General features: G+C 38.2%; 16 protein-coding genes, 1 tRNA gene and 1 pseudogene. 8 read left to right on the forward strand and 10 right to left on the reverse strand.

The genetic code is table 11. The annotated features are described in order from the left end of the window. The first annotated feature begins 49 nt into the window (after nucleotides 1-49). Nucleotides 50-820, forward strand: a complete 771-nt coding sequence (locus tag CJ739_RS18315) for an XRE family transcriptional regulator (protein WP_117177954.1) — start codon at nucleotides 50-52, stop codon at nucleotides 818-820. Nucleotides 821-2,061: 1,241 nt separating this feature from the next. Here the strand turns inward: CJ739_RS18315 and CJ739_RS18325 are convergent. Then, on the reverse strand, nucleotides 2,062-2,220 hold the full coding sequence (locus CJ739_RS18325) for a hypothetical protein (protein WP_162880263.1): 159 nt from the start codon (nucleotides 2,218-2,220) through the stop codon (nucleotides 2,062-2,064). 354 nt (nucleotides 2,221-2,574) lie between these two features. On the opposite strand from CJ739_RS18325, the gene CJ739_RS18330 reads away from it, so the two are divergent. Then, nucleotides 2,575-2,997, forward strand: a complete 423-nt coding sequence (locus tag CJ739_RS18330; RefSeq protein WP_117177960.1) for a DUF6943 family protein — start codon at nucleotides 2,575-2,577, stop codon at nucleotides 2,995-2,997. Nucleotides 2,998-3,233: 236 nt separating this feature from the next. On the opposite strand, the gene CJ739_RS18340 is transcribed toward CJ739_RS18330, so the two are convergent. The 4 genes from CJ739_RS18340 to CJ739_RS18360 form a co-directional block, all read right to left on the reverse strand. After that, entirely contained in the window at nucleotides 3,234-3,455 is a 222-nt protein-coding gene (locus CJ739_RS18340; RefSeq protein WP_117177964.1) for a hypothetical protein, read from the reverse strand. 12 nt (nucleotides 3,456-3,467) lie between these two features. Beyond that, nucleotides 3,468-3,863: a DUF5675 family protein gene (locus tag CJ739_RS18345; protein ID WP_117177966.1), complete on the reverse strand. Its 396-nt coding sequence runs from the start codon at nucleotides 3,861-3,863 to the stop codon at nucleotides 3,468-3,470. Continuing rightward, nucleotides 3,863-4,621, reverse strand: coding sequence for a hypothetical protein (locus CJ739_RS18350; RefSeq protein ID WP_117177968.1), 759 nt, complete (start codon nucleotides 4,619-4,621; stop codon nucleotides 3,863-3,865). Before CJ739_RS18350 ends, CJ739_RS18345 begins: the two co-directional genes overlap by 1 nt. A gap of 961 nt (nucleotides 4,622-5,582) precedes the next feature. Further along, nucleotides 5,583-5,656: transfer RNA gene (locus CJ739_RS18360), tRNA-Arg, on the reverse strand. Between the two features lie 213 nt (nucleotides 5,657-5,869). Between CJ739_RS18360 and CJ739_RS18365 the strand changes: the two genes are divergently transcribed. From CJ739_RS18365 to CJ739_RS18390, 6 genes are all read left to right on the forward strand, one after another. Beyond that, complete coding sequence (locus CJ739_RS18365) at nucleotides 5,870-6,502, forward strand: Crp/Fnr family transcriptional regulator (protein WP_117177970.1); 633 nt, start codon at nucleotides 5,870-5,872, stop codon at nucleotides 6,500-6,502. Between the two features lie 278 nt (nucleotides 6,503-6,780). Next, complete coding sequence (locus CJ739_RS18370) at nucleotides 6,781-7,578, forward strand: sulfite exporter TauE/SafE family protein (protein ID WP_117177972.1); 798 nt, start codon at nucleotides 6,781-6,783, stop codon at nucleotides 7,576-7,578. Nucleotides 7,579-7,965: 387 nt separating this feature from the next. Then, on the forward strand, nucleotides 7,966-9,375 hold the full coding sequence (locus CJ739_RS18375; RefSeq protein WP_117177974.1) for an MBL fold metallo-hydrolase: 1,410 nt from the start codon (nucleotides 7,966-7,968) through the stop codon (nucleotides 9,373-9,375). Between the two features lie 2 nt (nucleotides 9,376-9,377). Next, complete coding sequence (locus tag CJ739_RS18380) at nucleotides 9,378-9,719, forward strand: rhodanese-like domain-containing protein (RefSeq protein WP_117179125.1); 342 nt, start codon at nucleotides 9,378-9,380, stop codon at nucleotides 9,717-9,719. Between the two features lie 458 nt (nucleotides 9,720-10,177). Continuing rightward, entirely contained in the window at nucleotides 10,178-10,576 is a 399-nt protein-coding gene (locus CJ739_RS18385) for a transposase (protein WP_117177976.1), read from the forward strand. Nucleotides 10,577-10,584: 8 nt separating this feature from the next. Beyond that, complete coding sequence (locus CJ739_RS18390; protein ID WP_117177978.1) at nucleotides 10,585-11,421, forward strand: IS3 family transposase; 837 nt, start codon at nucleotides 10,585-10,587, stop codon at nucleotides 11,419-11,421. Nucleotides 11,422-11,552: 131 nt separating this feature from the next. Here the strand turns inward: CJ739_RS18390 and CJ739_RS18395 are convergent, their stop codons facing one another. The 5 genes and pseudogenes from CJ739_RS18395 to CJ739_RS18415 form a co-directional block, all read right to left on the reverse strand. Next, entirely contained in the window at nucleotides 11,553-13,166 is a 1,614-nt protein-coding gene (locus CJ739_RS18395; protein WP_117177980.1) for an alpha-L-fucosidase, read from the reverse strand. Between the two features lie 282 nt (nucleotides 13,167-13,448). After that, the gene (locus CJ739_RS18400) at nucleotides 13,449-13,880 is read right to left on the reverse strand and encodes a hypothetical protein (RefSeq protein ID WP_117177982.1); all 432 of its coding nucleotides are present in this window, start codon (nucleotides 13,878-13,880) and stop codon (nucleotides 13,449-13,451) included. 318 nt (nucleotides 13,881-14,198) lie between these two features. Further along, nucleotides 14,199-16,322, reverse strand: coding sequence for an AbfB domain-containing protein (locus CJ739_RS18410; RefSeq protein ID WP_236951551.1), 2,124 nt, complete (start codon nucleotides 16,320-16,322; stop codon nucleotides 14,199-14,201). Nucleotides 16,323-16,502: 180 nt separating this feature from the next. Next, a pseudogene (locus tag CJ739_RS20785) lies at nucleotides 16,503-17,411 on the reverse strand (alginate lyase family protein); the annotation flags it as partial. 260 nt (nucleotides 17,412-17,671) lie between these two features. Beyond that, nucleotides 17,672-22,960: a cellulose binding domain-containing protein gene (locus CJ739_RS18415; protein ID WP_236951552.1), complete on the reverse strand. Its 5,289-nt coding sequence runs from the start codon at nucleotides 22,958-22,960 to the stop codon at nucleotides 17,672-17,674. Nucleotides 22,961-23,208: the final 248 nt, after the last annotated feature.

The following is a 23,208-nucleotide window of genomic DNA, read 5'->3' on the forward strand; positions in this document are numbered from 1 at the left end:
ACAAAATTAGCTACATTTTATAGCAATTATTGCTTATATTTGTAGCATTATGAAAATGATTTCAAAAAACCTCCGGCATTTACGCCATCTGAAAGGGCTCACACAGGAAACCCTTGCGGATGACCTTCAGGTAACGCGTTCACGTATAAGCTCCTACGAGGAGGATCGTTCGGCACCCACGATTGAGATGTTGATCAAACTCTCTGATTATTTTAAATTGCCAGTTGACATTCTGTTGAGGAACGACCTAACAAAAGCAACGGACACTTCTTTTATAGACATAGGAAACCAACGCATCTTGTTTCCAATTACTGTGGACAATGACAATAATAACTTGATTGAGGTCGTGCCGATAAAAGCCTCTGCCGGCTATTTGGCTGGTTACGATGATCCCGAATATATAGAACAGTTGGAAAAAATAAAACTCCCATTCCTGCCAACAGGCAAGCACAGGGCCTTTCCCATAAAGGGAGATTCCATGTTGCCCATGAAAAGCGGCTCTTATGTGGTGGGGCGTTTTGTGGAAGACAGAAGCGATATAAAAAGTGGAAAAACCTATGTGCTTATCACCCTTAATGATGGCATGGTCTATAAACGGGTCATTAACAACATTGAACTGAATAATTCACTGCTCCTGATATCAGACAATAAAGCCTATAACGACTACAGTGTCCCCATAGACGAAGTCCTTGAATTATGGGAGTTTACATGTAGCATCAATACCCAGGAATATAGTGAGCAAGAACTGAAAATAAGCAGTATTATCAATATGTTTAATGAGTTGGGGGTTGAATTGAAATCTTTGGAAAAAATAAGATAATGCATACCATTGTTGATATTAGGTCGTATCCCATAATGTGTGTAAGCCTTGAAAACAAACTATGTTTTTATATTTTGGTGAATCCAGACTGATGCTTTGGTTCATGTTATAGGCTGGATGGTGTTCAAAGCCATTACTAAAGCATATCAATGTACTTGTTGATTCTTCCCAACATAATTATCTTATATTTGGTTTATGAAAACAGCAGTAAGACCAAAGTCCAAGCATTCCTAAAGCCAGTTCTTTGTTTGCTTCATTTCGCTAATTTTATTTTTAATCACAAGAACATACTTTTCGTTTAGTTGTAGAATGAAGTTTTAGATTCCAGTTGCCACTCCTTCCCCACGCACCTAAAAAAATTACTGTCATGGTTTTTGTCCCAACGCACATCAAGCACTTAGCCTGTTGGCTAGAAAGTTTAGTTTAAAAATAGAAATTCAATAAGCCATCAGTCAAAGAGCTTGTCCAGCGCTCAAAACAAAAACTCGTACGCTACGCAACTCATGCCAGTAATTTTTTTCCCAAGCTTAGTTACATAATGTGGCATTATAGGGCAATAAAGAAAAGAGTACTCCAAAACAAGATAGTACATTGCCCTATAATAACATTATGTAAAAAAGCCGCTCACCCCACGCTCGTGTGGTTTGTTCCAGGACAACTTTTTGAGCAGCTTCCATCGCTTCACCCGGCTACTCAAAAAGCCGTCCTTCACAAACCACTTTCAATAGTCCATATCATATTTATAGTATTTACAAGATTTTACATCGCCTGAAAAGTAGAATTGTTTTTATCAACTAACCGCAGATATAGGAAGTATTTTCATTGCTTTTGTAAGTAATAAAATGGCTTTAGATTTTCAGTTTATTTGCATATGGTAAAAGCCATTTTATAACCCACAAAACCAAAAGAGCCAGCAAGAGTATCGTTTTTTATTTGCCAGAAACATAAAACTACATTGCTCTTACGATAGCTGATGCCATTACAATTTCTTAAAACAAAATTCCTTAATACTAAAAACTGAACACTGAACACTGAATACTATTCGTAGCACCAGCTACCATAAAAACAATCACAACAATTCCAATAAGCAAATAAAAAACAATACACTTGCCTGCGCTATTGCCCCATCACACTAGGTATATACTTGCATTGTTTTTTGAAGATGCTTCCCATTTTCATAAGATAATTTACTGCTAACTGAACACTGCTACTGCCAACTGGCTAATAAGCATCCTCAAAAATCAAATCCAAGAAAGAGTATCAAATTCTTTGGCTGGATAAAAAGCGGTTTTATTATTTGATGTGGTTTTTTCATCCATCCAAAGAATTTGATACCCTTTCCAAAGACGACCATCTTTCAATTCAACACCCAATTCTTCAGATAAAATCCAACTAAACAAGAATATTTGATTTAGATATTCTAAAAAAAAATAAAAAAAAGAGAGCAAAGGTAAGTTCCAGGTATTCAAAAAAGCAAGTTCAAGCCCTACGGGTTTCAGAAAAAATCTCCACCCATACCGTTTTAAAACATATTTAGTTTTTGATTAAACACTCCCGATTTCTATCATGCATCGGGTAGTATTTTTTCTGAAAAACTTGCTTTTTTGAAACCCTCCACTAGATATATGGCTTTCTTTTTTTTCTTTTTTTCTTTTGAAAAAATTTAATGGGCAGAGCGTAGCGAGGCACATCTGTATTTCATAAGAAACATTGCGAAAAATTGAAAATTAATCTAATTTTTAAAAGCCGATGTTATGCTGAAATTTTTCATTAAAACCCACAAAAAAGGCACTATTTACTCTAAACCACATTTATTCCTACTCAACAAAGGGATGAACAGCGGAAAGCCACAAAAAGAGCCATTTATAAACAGTTTTGTTATCATTTTTGAAAATGATTCTGATTTTGACACCATCAATTTAACGGCTTATGCACTTTGGAAAACTAAATTTTGGCATCAATTTCTTTCAGGTTCGGTTATTCCGTTTCTGCGTTTAAATGATGTTAGAAAAGAGTTTTCAACTAAAGTTAACCAAGAGATAAAAGACCACAAGGAACACGTTAAAAACGTTGAAACCTTAAAGCTTTTGGAGCAAAGTGAAAAACGTTTCCATGAAAATCTAAATCTTATCAATGATATGCGCAGAGTAATTTTATTCAGATATATAAGTAAATAAAAAAAGCCCATTCCTATTTCGGTTTGGGCTTTCATTTTGTTTAACTCAAAGGTCACCACAACTAGAGTTAAACTTATTTTTTGTGCTTCTTACAGAGGTACTTGAGCAACACCGAAATTGAAAAACTCACCACAGCTCCAACAGTTGCTAAAATAACTGTTTTTATCACATCTTCTGAGTTCAAATTTGGTACCATACTCAAAAAAGTACCTCCTGCAGTTCCAACAAATGTTGAATTAGTCTGGCTGTTCATTCTTCTCAACAGTCAGCTGACTTACCGCTGAAATAACACCACCTGCAACAGCTACATAGCCACCAATGGTAGTCACGATTACTGGCAAAGAAACTGGGGCAGTTAAAACAGCTGTACCAACAGTAGCCAATACCAATCCAATAGTTCGAAGCACTTTAAAAAACTTTGGTGTGGGAGCGGTCGCTCTCTCTACAATTTTATTCATAATCTTAAATTTCTAGGATTGAACAATTAATTCGACACTTTCTTTACTATCCAAAGCTTTATATACAATGTCTTTTAGCTTATTAAAAGCTATCCGAGACATCAAACCAAGTCCAGGACCAGAAAGTTTAGTTACAGGGGCAATACAGCCTTGCAATTCCTTTTGAGCATTGTTAGCAGGATGAAAAAGAATAAATTTTCTATTCGAAACATCCATTACTTCCATATGCCATTTGTATTTGGCACTGTATCGCTTTCTTATAAAATATTTCCCTTCCGGAATGCAGGAAACCTTCGTTTCGTTCCTCTTCCACGGCAATTCTATCGTTTTACAGATATGTTTGCCTTCGCATTCGAGTTTGCCATTTGTTCCTTCAGGGAAATAAGTTCTAGTTAACCAAATAACCATTACACACCGCTATCAACCTTAGCAATCGATAATGGGTTAAAAGCACCATTTTTCAATGGGTACATTTGTCCATTTATCTGCTGATAAAACTCAAGACCCAACGCCAAAAACAAGGGTTTAGTAGAGTTAGCAGTAACCGCATTGGTTTGACTGATAACTGCCGTAGCAGTTCCATCCCAAGGCAAAATTGCAGTTTCAGAAGTAGCAACCACAAAAGTTTCTGCTTCAAAATCCACTTCAGCACCACCAGAGATGATTTTAAAATGCGTAGTACCACTTGGAGCTGCAATCATATTCGCAGGAATAAATGACGCTAAATCCACTTTAATTTCACCCGCTACACGGTCAATCGTTCCCACAAATGGAGCAAATAAACTAGTTCCAAGCTTACCACGAATATTGAATTCAAAACCAAATAACAATTCAGCTTCACCATCAATCACGTTACGCAAACCTCTTTCGCTGGTCGTGTCTGCTTGGATAACTTTCACCATTCTTTGAGTAAGTCTGCTAACCATTCTGCTATCTGCAGAATTTAAAAGCAACGGCCTCAAAGCCGTTCTAAGCATTTTTCCTGCCTTTCCAGCTCTACCAAACTCGGAACCATTTTCACGAGTTCTTTGAAACGCAGGATCACTCGCAATTCTACTAGCGTCGATGCCACCTTTTTCTCTGGCCAAGTGCCCATCTTGCGTTTTATAAAAAGTAATATCTCCGATAGTACCTTTTAATTTAATTATGCCTTTCTGTCTAGCCATAACTTCAAAATTTTGTTAAACATTCAGTTAAAATCTCCTTCATTCTTTCAATCAGTTGCAACCACATTTAGAATGATTAAAGCAAAGTTTACAAAGCATTTAGTGAAATAAAAAAACAAGAGTGTACCATATGTCCAAAATTGACATAAGTGTCCAAAATGAACATAAAAACATAATAAATCAGTTTAAAAAATTATAATTAAATTGCAAAAGAATTTCTGCACGTCAGAAGTAAGTCAAAGCCTAATCAAAGGTATAGATAAAGTATGAAATTGAATAATCAGAGGGTGTGCATCTATCCGAAGGACATACAGCGCATAACAGGCAAGAGTTATCGTCAAAGTACTAGATTGATGCAAAAGATAAAAAAAGACCTCAACAAGCTCGAAAATGAGTTTCTAACGATTGAAGAGTTCTGTACATATGCTGGAATAAAATATGAACAAGTAACTCACTTGATTTTTGGTTAAAATAGAAAAATACTTCAAACAAATTTTAATCAAGAAGAGCATCATTAAATACTTAAATAACTAGTTCAATTTTTAGCAATGTTTTTATTTGTTATATCATTGTAAATGAGTACATTTACAACTCACAAGTGTAATGAATTATTTACGATTAATAGGGGGTAAAATAGGTTACCCTAATTTAAAATATATTTCAAATTACTGATAAGTAATGGATTAGAACGGGGGTTCGAATCCCTCTTTCTCCGCAAAAACCCTTGTAAATCATATAATTACAAGGGTTTTATTTTTTGGTCGGCAGAATCATTGACAATTCAATCCATTATAAATCCATACACAACTTTTGGTCATGATCCGAAAAATGTAGAGTTCTTCCTTTATAGACTAACTACAATTTTTGCTTAAAACAACAATTGGGCTTGATCCACAATTTGGTTTACAGAACTTTATTGGCATAAAAAAAGGAGACAACTGCTAAACAGTGTCTCCTTAAGTGAGCCCTGAAGGATTCGAACCTTCGACCGCCTCCTTAGAAGGGAGGTGCTCTATCCAACTGAGCTAAGAGCCCTCAACACGACTAACAAAACATTTTTGTTTTCCGGTGTGCAAATATAAAATTAACTATATATCTAACAAAGATAAAATTGATATTTTTATCTACCAATTGATTTTGTTTAATTGGAAAGTTATTATTTGCTTTAATACCCATATTAAAGATACCAATTTTTTCTTTATTTCAATTTTAAGTCAATACCTTTATACTTCTTAAATCATATTAAAAATGATTAATGAATTAAAAGAGAATTATGGTTATCTATTTGAAGATGACTTGTTAATGGAAATCAACAGTGTTGGAACTTTTAAAGAAGTACCTGAAGGGTTCCAACTTATAAATATTGGTGATTATATAAAATCGATGCCCTTATTGGTTAGTGGTGCTGTAAAAATTTTACGTGAAGATGATAAAGGCGACGAACTGTTAATTTACTTTATTGAACGTGGCGATACCTGTGCCATGACCTTATCTTGTTGCATGGGGCAGAAAAAAAGCGAAATTAGAGCCGTCACAGAAACACCTACAAAGCTTGTTATGGTTCCTGTTGAAAAAATGAGCGAATGGATGGGAAAATATAAAAGTTGGCAAAATTTTATTCTTCAAAGTTACCATGATAGAATGACCGAACTTTTGGAAGCTATTGATACTATTGCATTTTTGAAAATGGAAGAACGTCTTTTTAAACACCTAAAAGACAAAGCCATGGTAAACCATAATGACGTTGTTCAAGTAACGCATCAACAAATAGCGTTCGATCTACATACCTCTAGAGTCGTTATTTCCAGGTTATTAAAAACCTTGGAAAATGAAGGTAAAATTGAACTTCACAGAAACAACATCAAAATATTAGAGCTTTAGAGACTGTTTAAGCTTTATCCTTTGGCTCTTTTTATGCGCCCTTTTCCACCATACTTCAGCTATTTTTCGGTCCATAACTATGTACCTCTCCCTTGCGGCAGCCTGGCTCCTTCGCTAAAAAGGTCTACCATACCTTTTTATACGCTCCGCCCTGTCTGACAAAAAAATACCCTATAAAACATTCCAAATAAAAAATTTAAACAGTCTCTTAGTCTTTGTAACTTATGTTACTTAATGAACCTTTTTAGTAGTCTAGTTTTGTAACGTAAAACATAACTATGGCTATTTTAGATTTATTAGGGTATTTAGGTGCTTTTATAATTGGTATGGTTCTAGGGCTTATTGGTGGAGGCGGTTCTATACTAACGGTTCCTTTATTGGTATATCTTTTAGGTTATAACCCAGTAGTAGCAACGGCATATTCGTTATTTATAGTTGGTACATCGTCGGTTGTTGGTGTTATTCAAAAGCATCAAAAAAAACTGGTCGATTTTAAAGCAGGACTAACTTTTTCATTTCCATCGTTTTTAGCAGTCTTTATATCAAGACGCTATTTGATTCCAAACATTCCGGACGAAATTTTCAAATTAAACGGATTTGTTTTAACGAATGACATCGCCATCATGGCATTTTTTGCTATCGTTATGCTTGTCGTAGCAATTTTGATGATAAGAACGAAAAACAAAACAACTGTTGTTTTTGTAAAACAACCTTATTATAAAACTTTTATACAGGGTATAGTTATAGGTGTTATTACAGGATTAATTGGTGCCGGAGGAGGTTTTTTATATGTACCTGCTTTGGTGCTTTGGGCTGGTTTATCAATGAAAAATGCAGTGGGTACATCATTGGTTATCATCTCTATAAATTCGATTATTGGCTTTTTAGGTGATTTATATACATTAAATATAGACTGGTCATTCCTAATAACATTTACATTCCTAACCATCGCAGGTATTTTATTGGGCGGTTATTTATCAAAGTTTATATCGAACAAAAAATTAAAAAAAAGTTTTGGTTTTTTTATCATGTTAATGGCTGTCTATATCATAATTAAGGAATTTACCCAAAACTAGAATTGAAAGCTTCTTGACTTTTTGTTTTTAACCGAAAATAAGATAAAATGTAGAGATAGACACTTTTTGCAAGGCATAGCACTAACATATAAAAAGCAACGAAATATGAATAAGTTTTACCCATTTTTTAGAAAATAGAAAAAGCCACGATGCGTTCTTGTAACTTTTGTTACTGACAAAACTTGAAAAATGACCTATTTTTACATTGAAGTGGTTTAAACTTTTTCGATTGAAGCGAAAATCAGTCATTTTTTGTCCAATCGAAGCCTTTTTTGAGTTGCATAGCATCGCTACGGAAAGAAAAAAAGACGTAGAGTGGGCAAAAAAGGGCGATTTTTTAGCCAATTAGAAAAAGTTTAAACCACTTCATTTAACACCTATTTGATTATGACTATTGAACAAATATATACAGGATGTTTAGCACAAGGCGCCTATTACATAGAAAGTAACGGTGAAGTGGCTATTATAGATCCTTTAAGAGAAGTAACACCATACATTAACAAAGCGAAACGCCATGGCACAAAAATTAAATATATTTTTGAAACGCATTTCCATGCCGATTTTGTTAGTGGCCACGTTACGCTTTCAAAACTTACCGGCGCTCCCATAATTTATGGGCCTACTGCAAATCCGTCTTTTGATGCTATTATTGCCAAAGATGGGCAGGTTTTCAAATTGGGAAATATTACCATAACAGCTTTACATACCCCTGGCCACACCATGGAAAGCACCACCTACTTACTAAAAAATGAACACGGAAAAGACCATGCTATTTTTAGTGGAGATACGTTGTTTTTAGGCGATGTAGGCAGACCCGATTTAGCCCAAAAAGCAGCAAATATGACACAAGAAGATTTAGCTGGATTACTTTTTGAAAGCCTCCGAAATAAAATAATGCCGTTAGCAGATGATGTTATAGTTTACCCCGCACATGGTGCCGGTTCCGCTTGCGGAAAAAACCTCAGTAAACAAACTATTGGAACTATTGGCGAGCAAAAGAAAACAAATTATGCGCTTCGTGCGAATATGACCAAAACGGAATTTATTAAAGAAGTCACAGATGGTTTATTGCCTCCTCCTCAATATTTTCCTTTAAATGTGAAAATGAACAAAGAAGGTTATGAGGATGTAGATGATGTTATTGAACGTGGCACAACACCTTTAACCCCATTAGAATTTGAACATCTTGCAAACGAAACAGGTGCTGTTATTTTAGATGTGCGCCATCAAGATGAATTTGCTAAAGGGCATATTCCCAGATCTATTTTTATTGGAATTGAAGGTAATTTTGCCCCTTGGGTTGGTTCCCTAATTGCTGATATAGAACAACCTATTCTTCTGATTACTCCAGAAGGAAAAGAAGAAGAAACCATTATACGCTTATCACGAGTAGGTTTCGATAAAACATTAGGCTATTTAAAAGGCGGTTTTAAAGCTTGGAAACATGCTGGGTTAGAATATGATACCATAGCATCCATTTCCGCTTCAGAATTAAAACAGACATTGGAAAAAGAACAGGTTCCTATTTTTGATGTGCGAAAAGACGGCGAGTTTAAATCTGAACATGTTCAAAATGCACACCACACCTCCCTAGATTATTTAAATGAACATCTTACCGAATTTCCTGAAGATAAAACCTTTTATCTGCATTGTGCTGGTGGTTACAGATCTGTAATAGCTGCCTCTATTTTAAAAAGCAGAGGCATTCATAACTTAATTAATATAACTGATGGATTTGCTGCCATTAAGCAAGCAGGAATCCCTGTAACAGATTACATATGCCCAACAACATTATAATTATGGCCTTTTTTTCATTTTTATTAGGTGCTAAAGCACAAAACAGCCATATTAAAGTATTAACGCCTCAAGAGTTCAAACAACAAATTACAGGTAATTCTTTACAGTTAATTGACGTAAGAACAGCCATTGAATTTAAATCAGGACATATTAAAGGCGCAAAAAACATGGATTTTTTCTCAAGTAGCTTTAAGGCGCAATTAGAGAAATTAAATAAAGAAAAACCAGTGTATGTTTACTGCAGAAGCGGTAACCGAAGTAATAAAGCTGCTCACGTGTTAGCAAAAATGGGGTTCATCGAGATTTTCGATTTAAAAGGTGGTTTTTTAAACTGGAAAGAATAACGAGCTATTTTTAAACAATGAACTCGTTTAGACTTTTTTGATTGAAGCGAAAATGTAACCCTACGCCAGCTGGCTCGTTCGCTAAAATAACCCACTGGACTGTTTTAGTGAAATCGAAGATTCGGCGTAGCCAATGGGCCAGAAAGCGCATGGACAAAAAAAGGACAATTTTTTAGCCAATTACGAAAAGTTTAAACGAGTTCAATACTAAATCCTAGATTTTTGGAGAGCTTACAACGTGAGTTCGATATAATGTAATCTGATATCCAGATGTTTGAATAGTTAAACGATATCATTACAAAACAATAGTTATTGATAAACATACCCTGTAACTTTTAACTGTTTAACCGTGTAATCGTTGAACAAACTTCATCGGTACATCAAACTGAACTTTGAACTTTGAACTCTGAACTTCGTGTACGTCCCTGATATAGGTTGACCACTTAAAGTCAATTTATATGAAAACAAATGTAAAATTAATTAGTAAACAACGGAAGTACTCAGAAGAGTTCAAAAAGTCCATTGTCAATGATTTTGAAAGTGGTAAATTTAGTGTTCCACAATTAGAGCGATTACATAAACTTAGTAAAGGATCAATTTACAACTGGATATATAAACATTCCCGGTCAAACGAGCGAGGTCAACGCATAATAGAGATGAAGGACAGCAGCACACAAAAGTTAAAAGCCCTTGAGCAACGGATCAAGGAGCTGGAGCAAACAGTTGGTAAAAAGCAGATACAGATTGATTATCTTGAAAAGATGATCGACATCGCCAAGACCGAACTTGATATCGACATCAAAAAAAACTCCAACACCCCACAATCGAGTGGTTCCTCAGGAACCAGAAGAAAATAAACTTCTCTATGAACCAGTTGTACAGAACCATAGGTATCAGCAAGCAGGCCGTCCATCAGTACGCCAAGCGCCAAGCGGTCTTTGATAAAAAAGTGATGGGCTTGGTTATGGAAGCTGATCGGTTAAGGGAAGACCATCCCGGTTGTGGGGTTGAGAAGATGTACGATACATTGCGTCCCGATTTTATGGGCAGGGACCGATTTGTAGAGACGTTTATGGAGTTGGGCTATCGTTTAAAGCGCAAAAAAAACTTTAGGAGGACCACCTTTTCATCGAATGTGTCTTATCCCAACCTAATAAAGGGAATGGAGGTAAATGCACCCTCTGTAATCTGGCAGTCCGACATCACTTATGTCCGTGTCGGTGAAAAGTTTTACTATGCGGTGTTTATAATAGATGTCTATACCAAGAAAATAGTGGGCCATCAAGTTTCGGACCATATGAGGGCTTCGGCAAATATTAAAGCCCTTCAAATGGCCCTGAAAAGCAATAAAGCGCCCCAGGTACACCACTCAGACAGAGGAAGCCAGTATATATACAGTAAGTATATTGACCTTCTAAAGAGTAAAGGCTGCGAAATAAGCATGGCAAAAACAGCCCAGGACAACGCTTATGCAGAGCGCATAAACAGAACCATAAAGAACGATTATATTGAACTCTGGAAGCCCAAAAGCTTTGAGCAGTTAAAGCGAATGGTAAAAAAAGCAGTCAACCAATATAATACCGTAAGACCACATAATAACATTGGAAGGATAAGCCCAATGGAATTTGAAAATAGATTGTTGATGAAAAGTACTTTTCATCAACAATCTATTACTATTTTTAACAATGAAATTAATGTTTAAAATCGGTCAACTCTAATCAGGGAAGTTCATCGTGCTTCTAATATGGTACTTCTAACATCTAACTTAGTCAAAATTTATATCGAACCCAGATTTACACTAAGCCTGTTTGTTTTAAGAATCGATCATGTAAATTAAAAAATTTTAAGTACAATGGGTGAAATCAAATGTTGTGTATTGGATAATTTAATACTTAACCCATCTTTATTAAACTTAAATGATTCCATTTTACCTCCTAGAATTTCTACTTCATCTAATTCTTCATTATAGTATGGACTATCAGTTGCCAATGACTTGATAATGACTTCTTCGTTATTTTCAGGACACTCCATTATCACAGCATAAAGAATATCTCCTTTTTTAGTAAACCTAATGTCCTTTGAAGAATAAGGGACTCCTTTTCCTTCATTAAAACCTTGAGCATTTATCGGATTTGCACTTTCAGCCTTTGGGCCTTCACCATAAATATGCCAAGGTCTCGTTTCATAAATACATTCACTATTGATGTCCATCCACTGGGTTATACCCTCAACAACCTTTAACTCCTTTTCATCAATTGAACCATCTCCTCTAACAGGAATATTAAGAAGAAGATTCCCGTTTTTGCTTACAATATCAACAAGCATCTGCATAACCTTTTTAGGAGATTTATAAGCATTTTTATTGTAAACACCCCTATCGTAATGCCAACCACCAATACAAGTACATGATTGCCATGGCTTTTCTTGAATATCGTCTGGGGCTCCACGTTCAACATCCCAAACCATGCATTCTTTTTGTTCGTCAGTAAGTATTTTTCCAAACAGCACAGCCTCTAGTTTGCCGTTGTGCAACTTCATGTTTGAATTATAATAATGTGCTGCTATGTCAAGACCAACTTTGCTTACTGGCCATAAAGGCAATGCTGTATCATCAAAATATAATAAATCGGGATTGAATTTATTAATCATATCAACTGTACGATTATAAAAATTTAGACAATATTCCTCAGATGGTGGAGTTGCTCCATTTTCCCAACCCCATTGATTATGGATTGAGTTGATATTTTTACTATCTTGACTTAAAAGATGGTTCTGGACATATAAGTTTTGAGGATCAAGACCTTCCCACCATTTCCCTTCCCCATCTTTTTTGGTTAGTTTTCCATCATAAGGTATTCCAGCATACGTTCCAGTCTCATCAGTCATCTGAGCAGATTCATACCAACGCCAGGCGTGAGCTGAATGTATGCTTACACCAAAAGGCAGATCATTTTTCTTGGCTGCTTCTGCCCAACCTGCCAATATATTTTTTTTAGGTCCAATATCTACAGAATTCCATTCCTGATGTTTACTATCCCACATGTCAAGATTATCATGATGATTTCCCATTGCAAAGAAATATTTGGCACCCGCACGTTTATATAAAGCAACTAATTTTTCTGGATTCCAATTTTCAGCTTTCCATTCGTTTATAACATCTTTAAAACCAAATTCGGATGGATGCCCATAATTCTGTAAATGGTATGTGTATTGCGATTGATCTTGATTATAAATGCTTCTAGCATACCAATCCCCAGCTTCGGGTTGACACTGTGGTCCCCAATGTGCCCAAATACCAAATTTTGCATCTCTAAACCATTTTGGAACTTCATATTGTTTTAAAGATTCCCAATTTGGTTCGAAAGGTCCTGTTTCCATTGTCTCTCTTGTACTTTGTGCATAAGAAAACATGGAAACTATGAATACTATTAGCGTTATATTTTTCATCTTAAGTTTATTAAAGGTAATTGTTGTAAAATTAAATAAACCAAATTAAATAAAAAATTTCTTGAAACAGACTATCCTCAAGGCAGAGCCATAGAAGTACTTCGCCTGTTTCATTTTGACCTCAGGGTCAAAAACCGAAATTTTGTATTTTACCTCACCCAAAACTGCCCAAAAAGGCAGTTCCGGCCTCTCCAAAGGAGAGGTGAATTGGAGACAGAGCCTTCGGGGAATTATTTAGATTAAAATTTAAATGTAATAATTCAACATCAGACGGTTTGGACACTAACATTCAGGTGACATGTTTTTAAACTCTTTTAAATTTGTTATCCATTCAATGGCTTGATTTAGTGTGTAACACCTTTTAGTACTACAAGTGGATTGTTCTTTTTCAATTGTGGCAATATTAAAATTTAAATCATTGTAACAAACAATTGCAATCGCGATAATAAAATCATAATCAATATTAAACTTTACCCATTGGCTAAGATCAATGGAAAACGAGTTTATTCTATTTGAAATGAATCCTATCTTTAAATCTTCACCGTAATAATCTACCAAAGCTATGATTATTTCTTGGCATTCCTCTGTCCCAATATGCACACCCTCTTTAATTTCTGCAATACAGAAAGAGTCCAAAAAATAAAAATCCCCTATAGACAGAGTTACCATTTTTGAGTCTGTTATATTATAATAATTAGAATTTTCAAATCTCATAAGTACGTTTTTAAATTGTTGGCACCTATTAAAAATTTCTTGAAACAGACTATCCTCGCAGAGCCATAGAGGTATACTTCGACTAGGCTCAGTACAGGTTTCGCCTGTTTCATTTTGACTTCAGGGTCAAAAACCGAAATTTTGTATTTTACCTCACCCAGAACTGCCCGAAAAGGCAATTCTGGCCTCTCCAAAGGAGAGGTGAATTGGAGACAGAGCCTTCGGGGAATCATTTAGATTAAATCAAACATATTTAACAAAGCATAATCAAACTTCAAATCCCTCAGGATATACATACATAAGAATTTAAAAAACCTCTCATTCTTTTACTATTTTCCTAAAAACACGTGTTTCTGGGCTTATCACAGTAATAATATAAACTCCTCTCGATATCGTACTAAAATCTAATTCATATATTTTGCCTTTTACTTTAGCACTTGTAATCAGTTTACCTAAGGTATCATGCAGAGTTATTTCTGTATTTTCAGGGTAATCCTCGCCTAGTTGTATTGTAAGCTTGTTTGAAACAGGGTTAGGATAAACCTCTATCCCTGTAGTTTTAACAGAGTTTTCTACAATTGACGAAGCTGCTGTTGTCGAGGACGATATAGATTCCTCTTTAATTGACGAAACTATTTTTGACGATGATGAAATCGAAACCAATTCCCACTGGGCATTAGTACTACTTGTATTTGCCCACTGACTACAATCTGCTCCATTTGCAGTTCGTCCCATGCCATCAAGGTAAAGTCCAGTGTTCACGTTCTGAATCCTATAATAATTACCATCGAATGGCTCAATACGCCATTGTGCATTGGTACTGGTGGTATTGGCCCATTGGCCACAAGCTGATCCATTTGACGTTCGTCCCATGCCGTCAAGATAAAGGTCTGTACTCACATTCCGTACCCTGTAGTTACCATTATATTCCTGAATAGTCCATTGTGCATTGGTACTGGTGGTATTGGCCCATTGACCACAGGCTGATCCATTTGTAGTCCGTCCCATGCCATCAAGGTAAAGACCTGTCGTCCGATTTTTTAATTGTACAACCGATCCGTTAAGTATATCGCCTATTTGTCTGAAAGTAGCATCCTGCTCAGCTGTGCTGCCCGAAATTTGATCGATTTTCAACACATAATTGGAATGCCTGATATAATAACCTGGAACGTTATATGATTCGAATGATATCCAGCCAACATCGGCTAATCCATCCCTGATATAAAAAGTAGCATCTCCTTGCTGGGAACTATTGCTAACAGAATCCAGAACCAACTCATTGGTAGAATGTCTAAGGTACTGACCAGGAAAATTGACGGATTCAAATGAAATTCCATTAGGATCTGCAAGCCCCGTAACCATCTCCCATTGCTTATCATCTACAGGAGATACATTTGGGTCTATTCTTCCTATTGCATTTTGATGTCTAATGAAATAGTCAGCAAAGTTATAAGATTCCCAGCTCACTGTTCCCAATGCAGTATCCCCACCAACTGAACCTGTAAGTGTTATGTTGTCATAAACCGTAGTATTCATTGCAGTAGCGTTGCCAGAACATGCCACAAGACCAATAAAATATGATGATGACATACTGATATTAACTGAACCCACTTCAAACCATGTTTCCCCGTCCGATGATTCATAAGCCGTGAAAATATTGCCTGACCTTGCAATCCGGAACCATGCAGGGCGCCACGTATAAGTATTGCCAAGTCTCGAAGCCGTATTGCCTCCGGTTGACGTTCTGTAACCCATTCTTGCAAAGCGCCATCCTCCCTCGCCAACCGTCATTGCTACGGCTTTAGAATTATCATTCAATGTTTCTCGAATCATAAGGCCGGTTCTTGCCAATGTTCCGGAGATATCGGTAATTCGACCAGTAATTGAACCATCCCCTGTAATTGCTCTATAAACAAACGTAGTATTGTCAATTGTGCCGGTTATGTCGGTACCATACGAGTTGACAACAAATGTTCCTCCACTCACATTAGCGTAAGTTGCATTTCCTGCATTTTGGCTTCCGATTTCAGCTCTATTCCATCCGGTAGGTAAGGCACCAGTTGCCAACGGTCTGGCACTGGACACTGCTGAATACGCACCTGTGCCCGCCTGATTGACAGCGGCTACCCTGTAATAGTAGGTAGTTCCATTGGTAAGATTATTATCAACATATTTTGTGTTTATATATGCATTATAGGTTCCTATTGTGGAAAAACCTCCGTCGCTGCTGATAGATCGCTGAATTACATAACCGTTCGCTGTAAGATCACTGGGTGGTTGCCAGGTTAAAGTTACCTGGCTGGTACCTGCAGTTGCAGTTAACCCTAAAGGTACGCCAGGAACAGGATTTGGAGGAAAGCTTGATGGCTCTAAAGTATAGGTAAGTGAGCCATATCCTAAATGGTCTTTACTTCCACCCTCCGGTCGCACCACTTCTGCCATCTGCTGGGTAAATGGAGCGCTTAACCCCTGGCGCACCACGTAATGATTATAAAGCAATTCCCATATAGGACGTTCATGTATCCTTCCGCGCGCATTGATAGCAGGCCAATCATGATTGGCTGGCTGACAATTGTTATAAGTCGTAAAAGGCACATCCTGCATCAAGTTGTATCTGGCCACGTATTCAGCGCCGGCAAGTAGCCTGTTGTTGCTCGCAGCAAAAAGGTCATCTCCCTGGTTCCAGGCAATTTGGCAAACGTCCGCTAAAAGGCCAACTGCCAATTGCGCATGATCCTGGTCGCGGCCGCTCTCCTGGAATTGACCAAGGCCTCCTGCGTGAACATAGGGTACAGCATTGTTTATACTACCGTTACCAGCACCATTATAAAAGTAATCAACACCTTCACTATAGATGGCCCGGTTATCAGCCACTACACCAATTGCCAGCAATGCTGCAATATTATTAGCATCCCAGTTTGCCCAGTAGTTGGAAATACAAGATCCTCTATGGTTTGTCAAAAATTCGTGGCGAAGCGGATAAAAATAGTTGACCATCATACTTTTGAAGTTATTAATATCGCCACTGCTCCAGCCGCTGTAAAGTTTCATAATTTCCGCGGCATTACACATCATCGCAACTCCTATCCCGCCCAATCCATCGATATCGGTATTACCTCCTGATGGTATCTGATCGACCGTATTTGAATAATTATTTAAAATACCTATAGCACATTGTGCATGGCTGGTACTCCCGGAAATATACCATCTGATGGCATTTAAATAAGCAGCTATGGCATCGTCAGACATCAACTGTCGGCGGTTCATATTTGCATCTGGTCTTCCAACATAGCTACTTTGAGCTTTTGGATCTTGTATGAGAAGATTCCATCCATCGATCCATGGATGTGCGCCTTGCGCAACCTTGTTTTTCATGCGATCAAGGTCGGTCTGAGTATGTAAAAGACCAGGATGAACAAACGATTGTGCCTGTATCAAGCTAGTGAGCATCAAAAAGGCTATTATAATCCATGCTTTTCGATATAACATGGCATTATTTACTGTAGGTTTAGTAAAAGTTTGTTTTTTCATAAAAATTTAGATTAAAGTGTGATTAAAATTTGGGGATACTATAAAAAGTACAATATAAGAGTGTTTGATTTTTGATATTTTTAAAGCTTTTTTTGAGCCTTATCAATAAAAGTTACAACAGATTCTCAATGTGACTTTAAATAATATTAGTCTTTTGAAAAAAGCAAGGTTGTTGGTAAAAACATGAAAGACGGGCATTAGTTATCCCGTCTTCCATTATTTCTAAGTAATAATGTTGGTTATCACCTTTCCATTAACACCTATTCCTTTACAATCTTCTTAAAAGTGCTTCCATTCACATCAGTAATAGTAAGAATGTAAACACCCTCAGACAAAGTGCTAAGGTCTAATGTGTGCTGGTTTCCTCTAGATTTAGTAGCTATCAATAACTTACCCGTGCTACTGTGCAACATTAACTGTACATCTTCATTTTCACTGTTAAGAAGTACCGTAAGTTTATCAGAAACCGGATTTGGATATACCTTAAGCCCATCAATCTCCAATTGGTTTATGTTTGCTGTTTTTTGATCATTAATGCCTTTTGCAAAATTATTGCCACCTGGCTCTATCCCAAATACAAGTGCTCCTTTATAGTACACCGTGATATGACCATTTTCAGCAAATGGCGCTTTTGGTACATACGAGTAATCATCCGACTCATCAAATTTAGACCAATCGGTTTTAGATATCCTAAATTGGATTTCTCCGGAATTACTTAATGGATAGAGCGACCCCATTAATGAATCCACTGATAATTCAAAATAAGTATCCGCTCCACTAACAACTGGGTTAAGCACCGCAAATTCTCCTGAAATGTTTGACATACCCAATTCCGCATAGTCTATCCAATAGTTCAGGTCAGCATCACTGTCTTTGGTGAACCAATACCTAATAGACAAATCTTTATAATCCATCGGTACATTCCCTTCATTTGTAAGCTTCAAATGGGTATCGATTTTATTTGTACTGGTATTGGCATTTTTATTTTCCGAATATACTTTTATATCCAGATTCGGTGTCACGGCCTCAGGTTCTGTTCCCCATATCAGCATTCCATTTCTGTACAGTGTAACCTTTTCATTATTCATATATGTCGCATTGGATTGGTATGAATAATCATCCGTTTCATCAAAATTTGACCAATTGGTCTTTGAGAACCTCGATTGAATCGAACCTGAATTGTCACCTGACAATAAATTACCCAAAGACTCATCAAATCCGTATTCGATATACCCAAAAGCACCTTCATGCGGTTCCGGTAAGGATACATAATTCATCGAGACTTTATCATTACCCAGTTGCGCATAATCGATCCAAGTATTGATTTCTGCATAATTTTCTGCGGTAAACCAGTAACGAACCGATAGTTCACTATAAGCAACACTTATAGCATCGTTGTTTTCAATTTGCAAATGGGGTTTAATGTGACCATTTGATGTATTTCCATTGTCACCATCCTTATACAGCACATTAAGACTCAAAGGCAATACCGTAAAAGTTTGGCTAACTTCCTCAGTAGGATAGTAAATACTATCACCTACTTGTGAAGCTGTGATAACACTTGTACCCACTCCATTTATATGCAGTTTGTTTCCATCAACAATGGTAGCTATTGTGGTATCGGAACTGCTGTATGTAATCGGCAAACCTGAGCTTGCAACAGCTGTAAGTTCAAAATCGACATCACCAATGTATTTCATAGGCATAGAACCAAAATCAATAGTTTGATTCTTCTTAATGATTAGCTCTACAGTATATGTACTGGAACCATAATAATTGGTAGCTGTTATATCAACAGGAAAGGTTCCTGCTGCATTAGGTACACCGGAAATAACGCCCGTACAGGTGTCCATACTTAATCCATCTGGCAATCCAGCTGCTTCGAATTCTTTCGGCATAGGAGAAGCTACCGTTGAATAATGGAATTCCGAACCGTATGTACCTTCTGCAATACTGTCACTACTAAGTTCCGGTAATTGAGCGGCCAGTCCATAAAACTCAAGTTCAGCAATGCTCCCGTAACCATTTGGTGAATAGTACCGAATATAACGATAGCCTTTGCTATTGGAAATCGTTTGTTCTGTCATCACCCATTCAGCAGGTCTTGGAATAAAAAACAATATTTCAGCATCACTAAAATCAGGGGTGTTGGCACCTTGAATTTGAGCACCATTCATACGGTGCGAAAGACCTGGACGTGGCGCGTAACGTACTTTGGTAATTACACTCCTACCATCTTCACCCAAATCGTAACCTACCCAAGCGGTATTTGTCGGGGCATCGAAATACGTGGCTATATTGCCATCTACCGCTGCCTCCTTGGTCGTAGCGGGGTTATTGCCCCCAGAACCCTCTGTACCTATCAATATACCTGAAAGTTTACTTCCCAATGAAGGACCTGATGGCGATGAATCTGCACTTTCGCCCACGTTATTAATAGTCGATACGGTATAGAAGTATTTTTCGCAGTTAACTGCAGTTATATCTATGTAGCTAGTATCAACTACGCTAGCAATCACCTCAAACGGCCCTTCTATTTCAGTAGCCCTTTTAACGTTGTAACTGGTTCCTCCCAGGGCAGCTGTCCAGATTAATGACACTTGGTTGTTCCCTGCAACAGTAGACAGGTTTTTCGGTGCTGCAGGTGGCAAATACGCGAATGCCATTTCTGCTATCTCAGAAGCGCTTAATGCCTTACTGTATATTCTGAAATCATCCACCTGACCTGCCAGTAAAGGATCAGGCCATTGCGACTTACCGATCCAGTTTTGGGGAGTATTGCCCAGACTTGACGGGTTAAGGGTCATATTATCATTTCTACCTACTTCTACCCCATCCAAATAAAGAACGGCAGTAGTACCGGATTGCGTAACGGCCAGGTGATACCATCTCCCTGTGATTAAAGATGCACTTGTATTAATTTGCTGCTCTCCGCCGCCATTTTTAATAGCGTACCGCAATTTGCCATTTGATCCATTTTTTGGTGTGATAAACATGTAGTTATTTGTCCCTGAACCAAAATCAAAGAGGCGCGCCCAGTTATCTACTTTATCAAGCTTTGCCCAGCTAGAAATACTAAAGTCAGTCAAATTATTTACAATTCCTTCAGGGAGTATTACATACCCATTGCTTCCGTTCAAACTAACTGCATTATCTACAAGCCCTTCTGAAAATATAGCACCTGAACTTAAAGTACCTGCATTATCACCCCAGGAATCAGCGGCCATTGAACCACCCGTTTCATCAAATTTCAGATAAGCGATGCGACCTCCGTTTGGAGTGCCACTTATTTCTTCACTATAGGTGCTTTCCCCAAGAGATGTTGTAGTTGTTACCACATAATAGTAGGTAGAGTCATTGAGTGCATCCGAATCAATATATTCGTTGGTTGAGGAAGTTCCTATTTGCGTATAGGATCCTCCGGCCACATCAGACCGATAGACTGTATAGTTAATTGCTTTTAGAACCGAACCCCACTTTAGGTCAACCTTATTATCGCCTGGTACAGCAACCAAGGAACCTGGTGCTACTGGAGGAAACTCTACTTCATCATAAAGAGAATGAACCTCGGTAGAATCCAACGCCCTACTATAAATTCTAAAATCATCCACCAACCCGTCCAACAAAGGATCGGGCCACTGGGACTTACCAATCCAGTTTTGAGTCGTATTACCCAAACTAGATGGGCTGAGCGTCATGCTGGTATTCCGTCCAACTTCTGCGCCATCTAAGTATAGAATAGCCGTAGTTCCAGATTGCGTCACAGCCAAGTGATACCATCTTTCTGTGGTTAAAGCAACACTTGTATTAATTTGCTGCTCTACGTCACCAGTTTTAATAGCGTATCGCAAGTTGCCATTTGATCCATTTTTTGGTGTGATAAACATGTAGTTGCTTGTTCCAGTACCAAAGTCAAAGATACGCGCCCAGTTATCTACTTTATCAAGTTTTACCCAAGTGGAAATACTAAAGTCAGTCAAACTACTTACCACACCTTCTGAGAGTGTTACGTATCCGTCATTTCCATTCAGGCTAACAGCATTGCCCATGAGGCCCTCTACAAATGTAGCGCCTGAGCTTAACGCCGCATTGCCATTACCCCAAGAATCAGTGGCCGTTGAGCCCTCAGTTTCATCAAATTTCCAGTAGCCTGACCTTCCGGGAGTGGCAATTACTTCTTCCGAATCCTCTGATTCCCCAAGTTCGTTTATAGCAGATACCACATAATAATAAGTGGTAGAATGATTAACATCAGTATCACTAAATGCAGTGGTATCTGGGCTGGCAATAATAGTATAGGGTCCACCGCTTGCTGTTGCACGTTTCACATTATAGCTTGTCGCACTTAAGCTTGAATTCCAGAAAAGATTGATTTGCTGTCCTGATACCGACTGAGCTGTTACGTCTTCAGGCACCGGTGCAATCGCCAATTCAGGCGCAACACTTATCTCCAAAGAGTTGACACTTTCTCCGGAAAGGTTTGCAGCCGATACCACATAATAGTAAGTCGTTCCATTCTCTAAACCAGTATCTGTATACTCGGTGACATTCAGGTTTGCTGCCACTATTTCATAGGGTTCTCCACTAGTTGTAGAACGCTTTAAGGTATAGCTGGATGCACCAGTTACCTCATCCCAATCCAGTATATTCTGGGTATTGCCGGGTGATGCCGTAACGTTAGCAGGCGCCTCCGGGGCATTGCTAACAAGCCCTGTGATAGCGACGTGATCATAACGAGTGGTATTCAATGAAGTAGTGTTCCCGGAACTGTTGAAGAGTCCCACGTAAACATTCTCAGCCATATCGATGGTACGGCTACCGACTTCAAACCACACGTCTTTATTGTTGGACTCATACACGGTAAAAGTATTTCCTGTTCGGGAAATCCTGAACCAGATATCGGGGCGCCAGGTGTAGCGGTTTCCGTCTTTCCATTCCATATTTGAACCTGTTTCGGTACGTGCACCCATTCCAGCGATCCGCCAGCCGCCATCACCAATTTTCATCAGTACGGTCTTGGCATCGGGATCCAGCGATTCACGGATCATGATCCCTGTTTTTTGTACACCTCCAAAGTCGGCTACCCTGGCGGTGAGCGTTACATCCCCTGAAGCGATTCCATAGGTGAATCCCAGGGCATCGGAAGTTCCACCAATGCTGCCGGCTCCTTTGGTGATAAAGGTGTGTCCGGTATTGACCTCGGCATAAACAGCCTCTCCTTCAACACTCACGTTGCCTATGTCCGTTCGGGTCCATCCTATAGGCAACTCTTGAACCGCATCCATAGGCGTGGCTGAGATCTCAACTGACTCAGGCCCATCACCCACTTCATTCCTGGCAGAAACCACATAATAGTACGTCATGCCGTTTTCTACATTGGTATCGGTATATCTCGGGTTCGTACTGCCTGTCCAGGAAGCAACGGTGGTATATGGTCCGCCCGAACTTGTTGCACGCTTAACGGTAAATCCTTCGGCATCTATGGTTTCTACTGCATTCCAAGTCAATTCTACCCTCTCGATGCCCTCTTTTACAGTAAGACCTTGCATCTGCTGACCCGGAGGTGCTGTAAAAGTCAGTGGAGAAGCTGCTGCATCCAATGTATAAGTGAGCGTACCATGACCTAATTGATCGTTCGTACTGCCCGCAAACCTCATGATTTGTGCCATGGCTTCCACATGGGGTGCTTCCAGCCCTTGTTTCACAACATAATGATTGTAAACGATTTCCCAAACAGGTTGGTCAAAATATCTTCCCAGAGCATTACTGGCTATCCAACGATGCCCACGGTTAGCAC

Source organism: Mariniflexile sp. TRM1-10 (assembly GCF_003425985.1).
Taxonomy (GTDB): Bacteria; Bacteroidota; Bacteroidia; order Flavobacteriales; family Flavobacteriaceae; genus Mariniflexile.

What these genes read in the sequence shown, in the direction of transcription:
- CJ739_RS18395 (WP_117177980.1), bottom strand. Translation starts at nt 13,166, where the DNA reads ATGAAAAATATAACGCTAATAGTATTCATAGTTTCCATGTTTTCTTAT.
- CJ739_RS18365 (WP_117177970.1), top strand. Translation starts at nt 5,870, where the DNA reads ATGATTAATGAATTAAAAGAGAATTATGGTTATCTATTTGAAGATGAC.
- CJ739_RS18330 (WP_117177960.1), top strand. Translation starts at nt 2,575, where the DNA reads ATGCTGAAATTTTTCATTAAAACCCACAAAAAAGGCACTATTTACTCT.
- CJ739_RS18400 (WP_117177982.1), bottom strand. Translation starts at nt 13,880, where the DNA reads ATGAGATTTGAAAATTCTAATTATTATAATATAACAGACTCAAAAATG.
- CJ739_RS18380 (WP_117179125.1), top strand. Translation starts at nt 9,378, where the DNA reads ATGGCCTTTTTTTCATTTTTATTAGGTGCTAAAGCACAAAACAGCCAT.
- CJ739_RS18345 (WP_117177966.1), bottom strand. Translation starts at nt 3,863, where the DNA reads ATGGTTATTTGGTTAACTAGAACTTATTTCCCTGAAGGAACAAATGGC.
- CJ739_RS18340 (WP_117177964.1), bottom strand. Translation starts at nt 3,455, where the DNA reads ATGAATAAAATTGTAGAGAGAGCGACCGCTCCCACACCAAAGTTTTTT.
- CJ739_RS18370 (WP_117177972.1), top strand. Translation starts at nt 6,781, where the DNA reads ATGGCTATTTTAGATTTATTAGGGTATTTAGGTGCTTTTATAATTGGT.
- CJ739_RS18315 (WP_117177954.1), top strand. Translation starts at nt 50, where the DNA reads ATGAAAATGATTTCAAAAAACCTCCGGCATTTACGCCATCTGAAAGGG.
- CJ739_RS18390 (WP_117177978.1), top strand. Translation starts at nt 10,585, where the DNA reads ATGAACCAGTTGTACAGAACCATAGGTATCAGCAAGCAGGCCGTCCAT.
- CJ739_RS18375 (WP_117177974.1), top strand. Translation starts at nt 7,966, where the DNA reads ATGACTATTGAACAAATATATACAGGATGTTTAGCACAAGGCGCCTAT.
- CJ739_RS18410 (WP_236951551.1), bottom strand. Translation starts at nt 16,322, where the DNA reads ATGGCAGAAGTGGTGCGACCGGAGGGTGGAAGTAAAGACCATTTAGGA.
- CJ739_RS18385 (WP_117177976.1), top strand. Translation starts at nt 10,178, where the DNA reads ATGAAAACAAATGTAAAATTAATTAGTAAACAACGGAAGTACTCAGAA.
- CJ739_RS18415 (WP_236951552.1), bottom strand. Translation starts at nt 22,960, where the DNA reads ATGCAAGGTCTTACTGTAAAAGAGGGCATCGAGAGGGTAGAATTGACT.
- CJ739_RS18350 (WP_117177968.1), bottom strand. Translation starts at nt 4,621, where the DNA reads ATGGCTAGACAGAAAGGCATAATTAAATTAAAAGGTACTATCGGAGAT.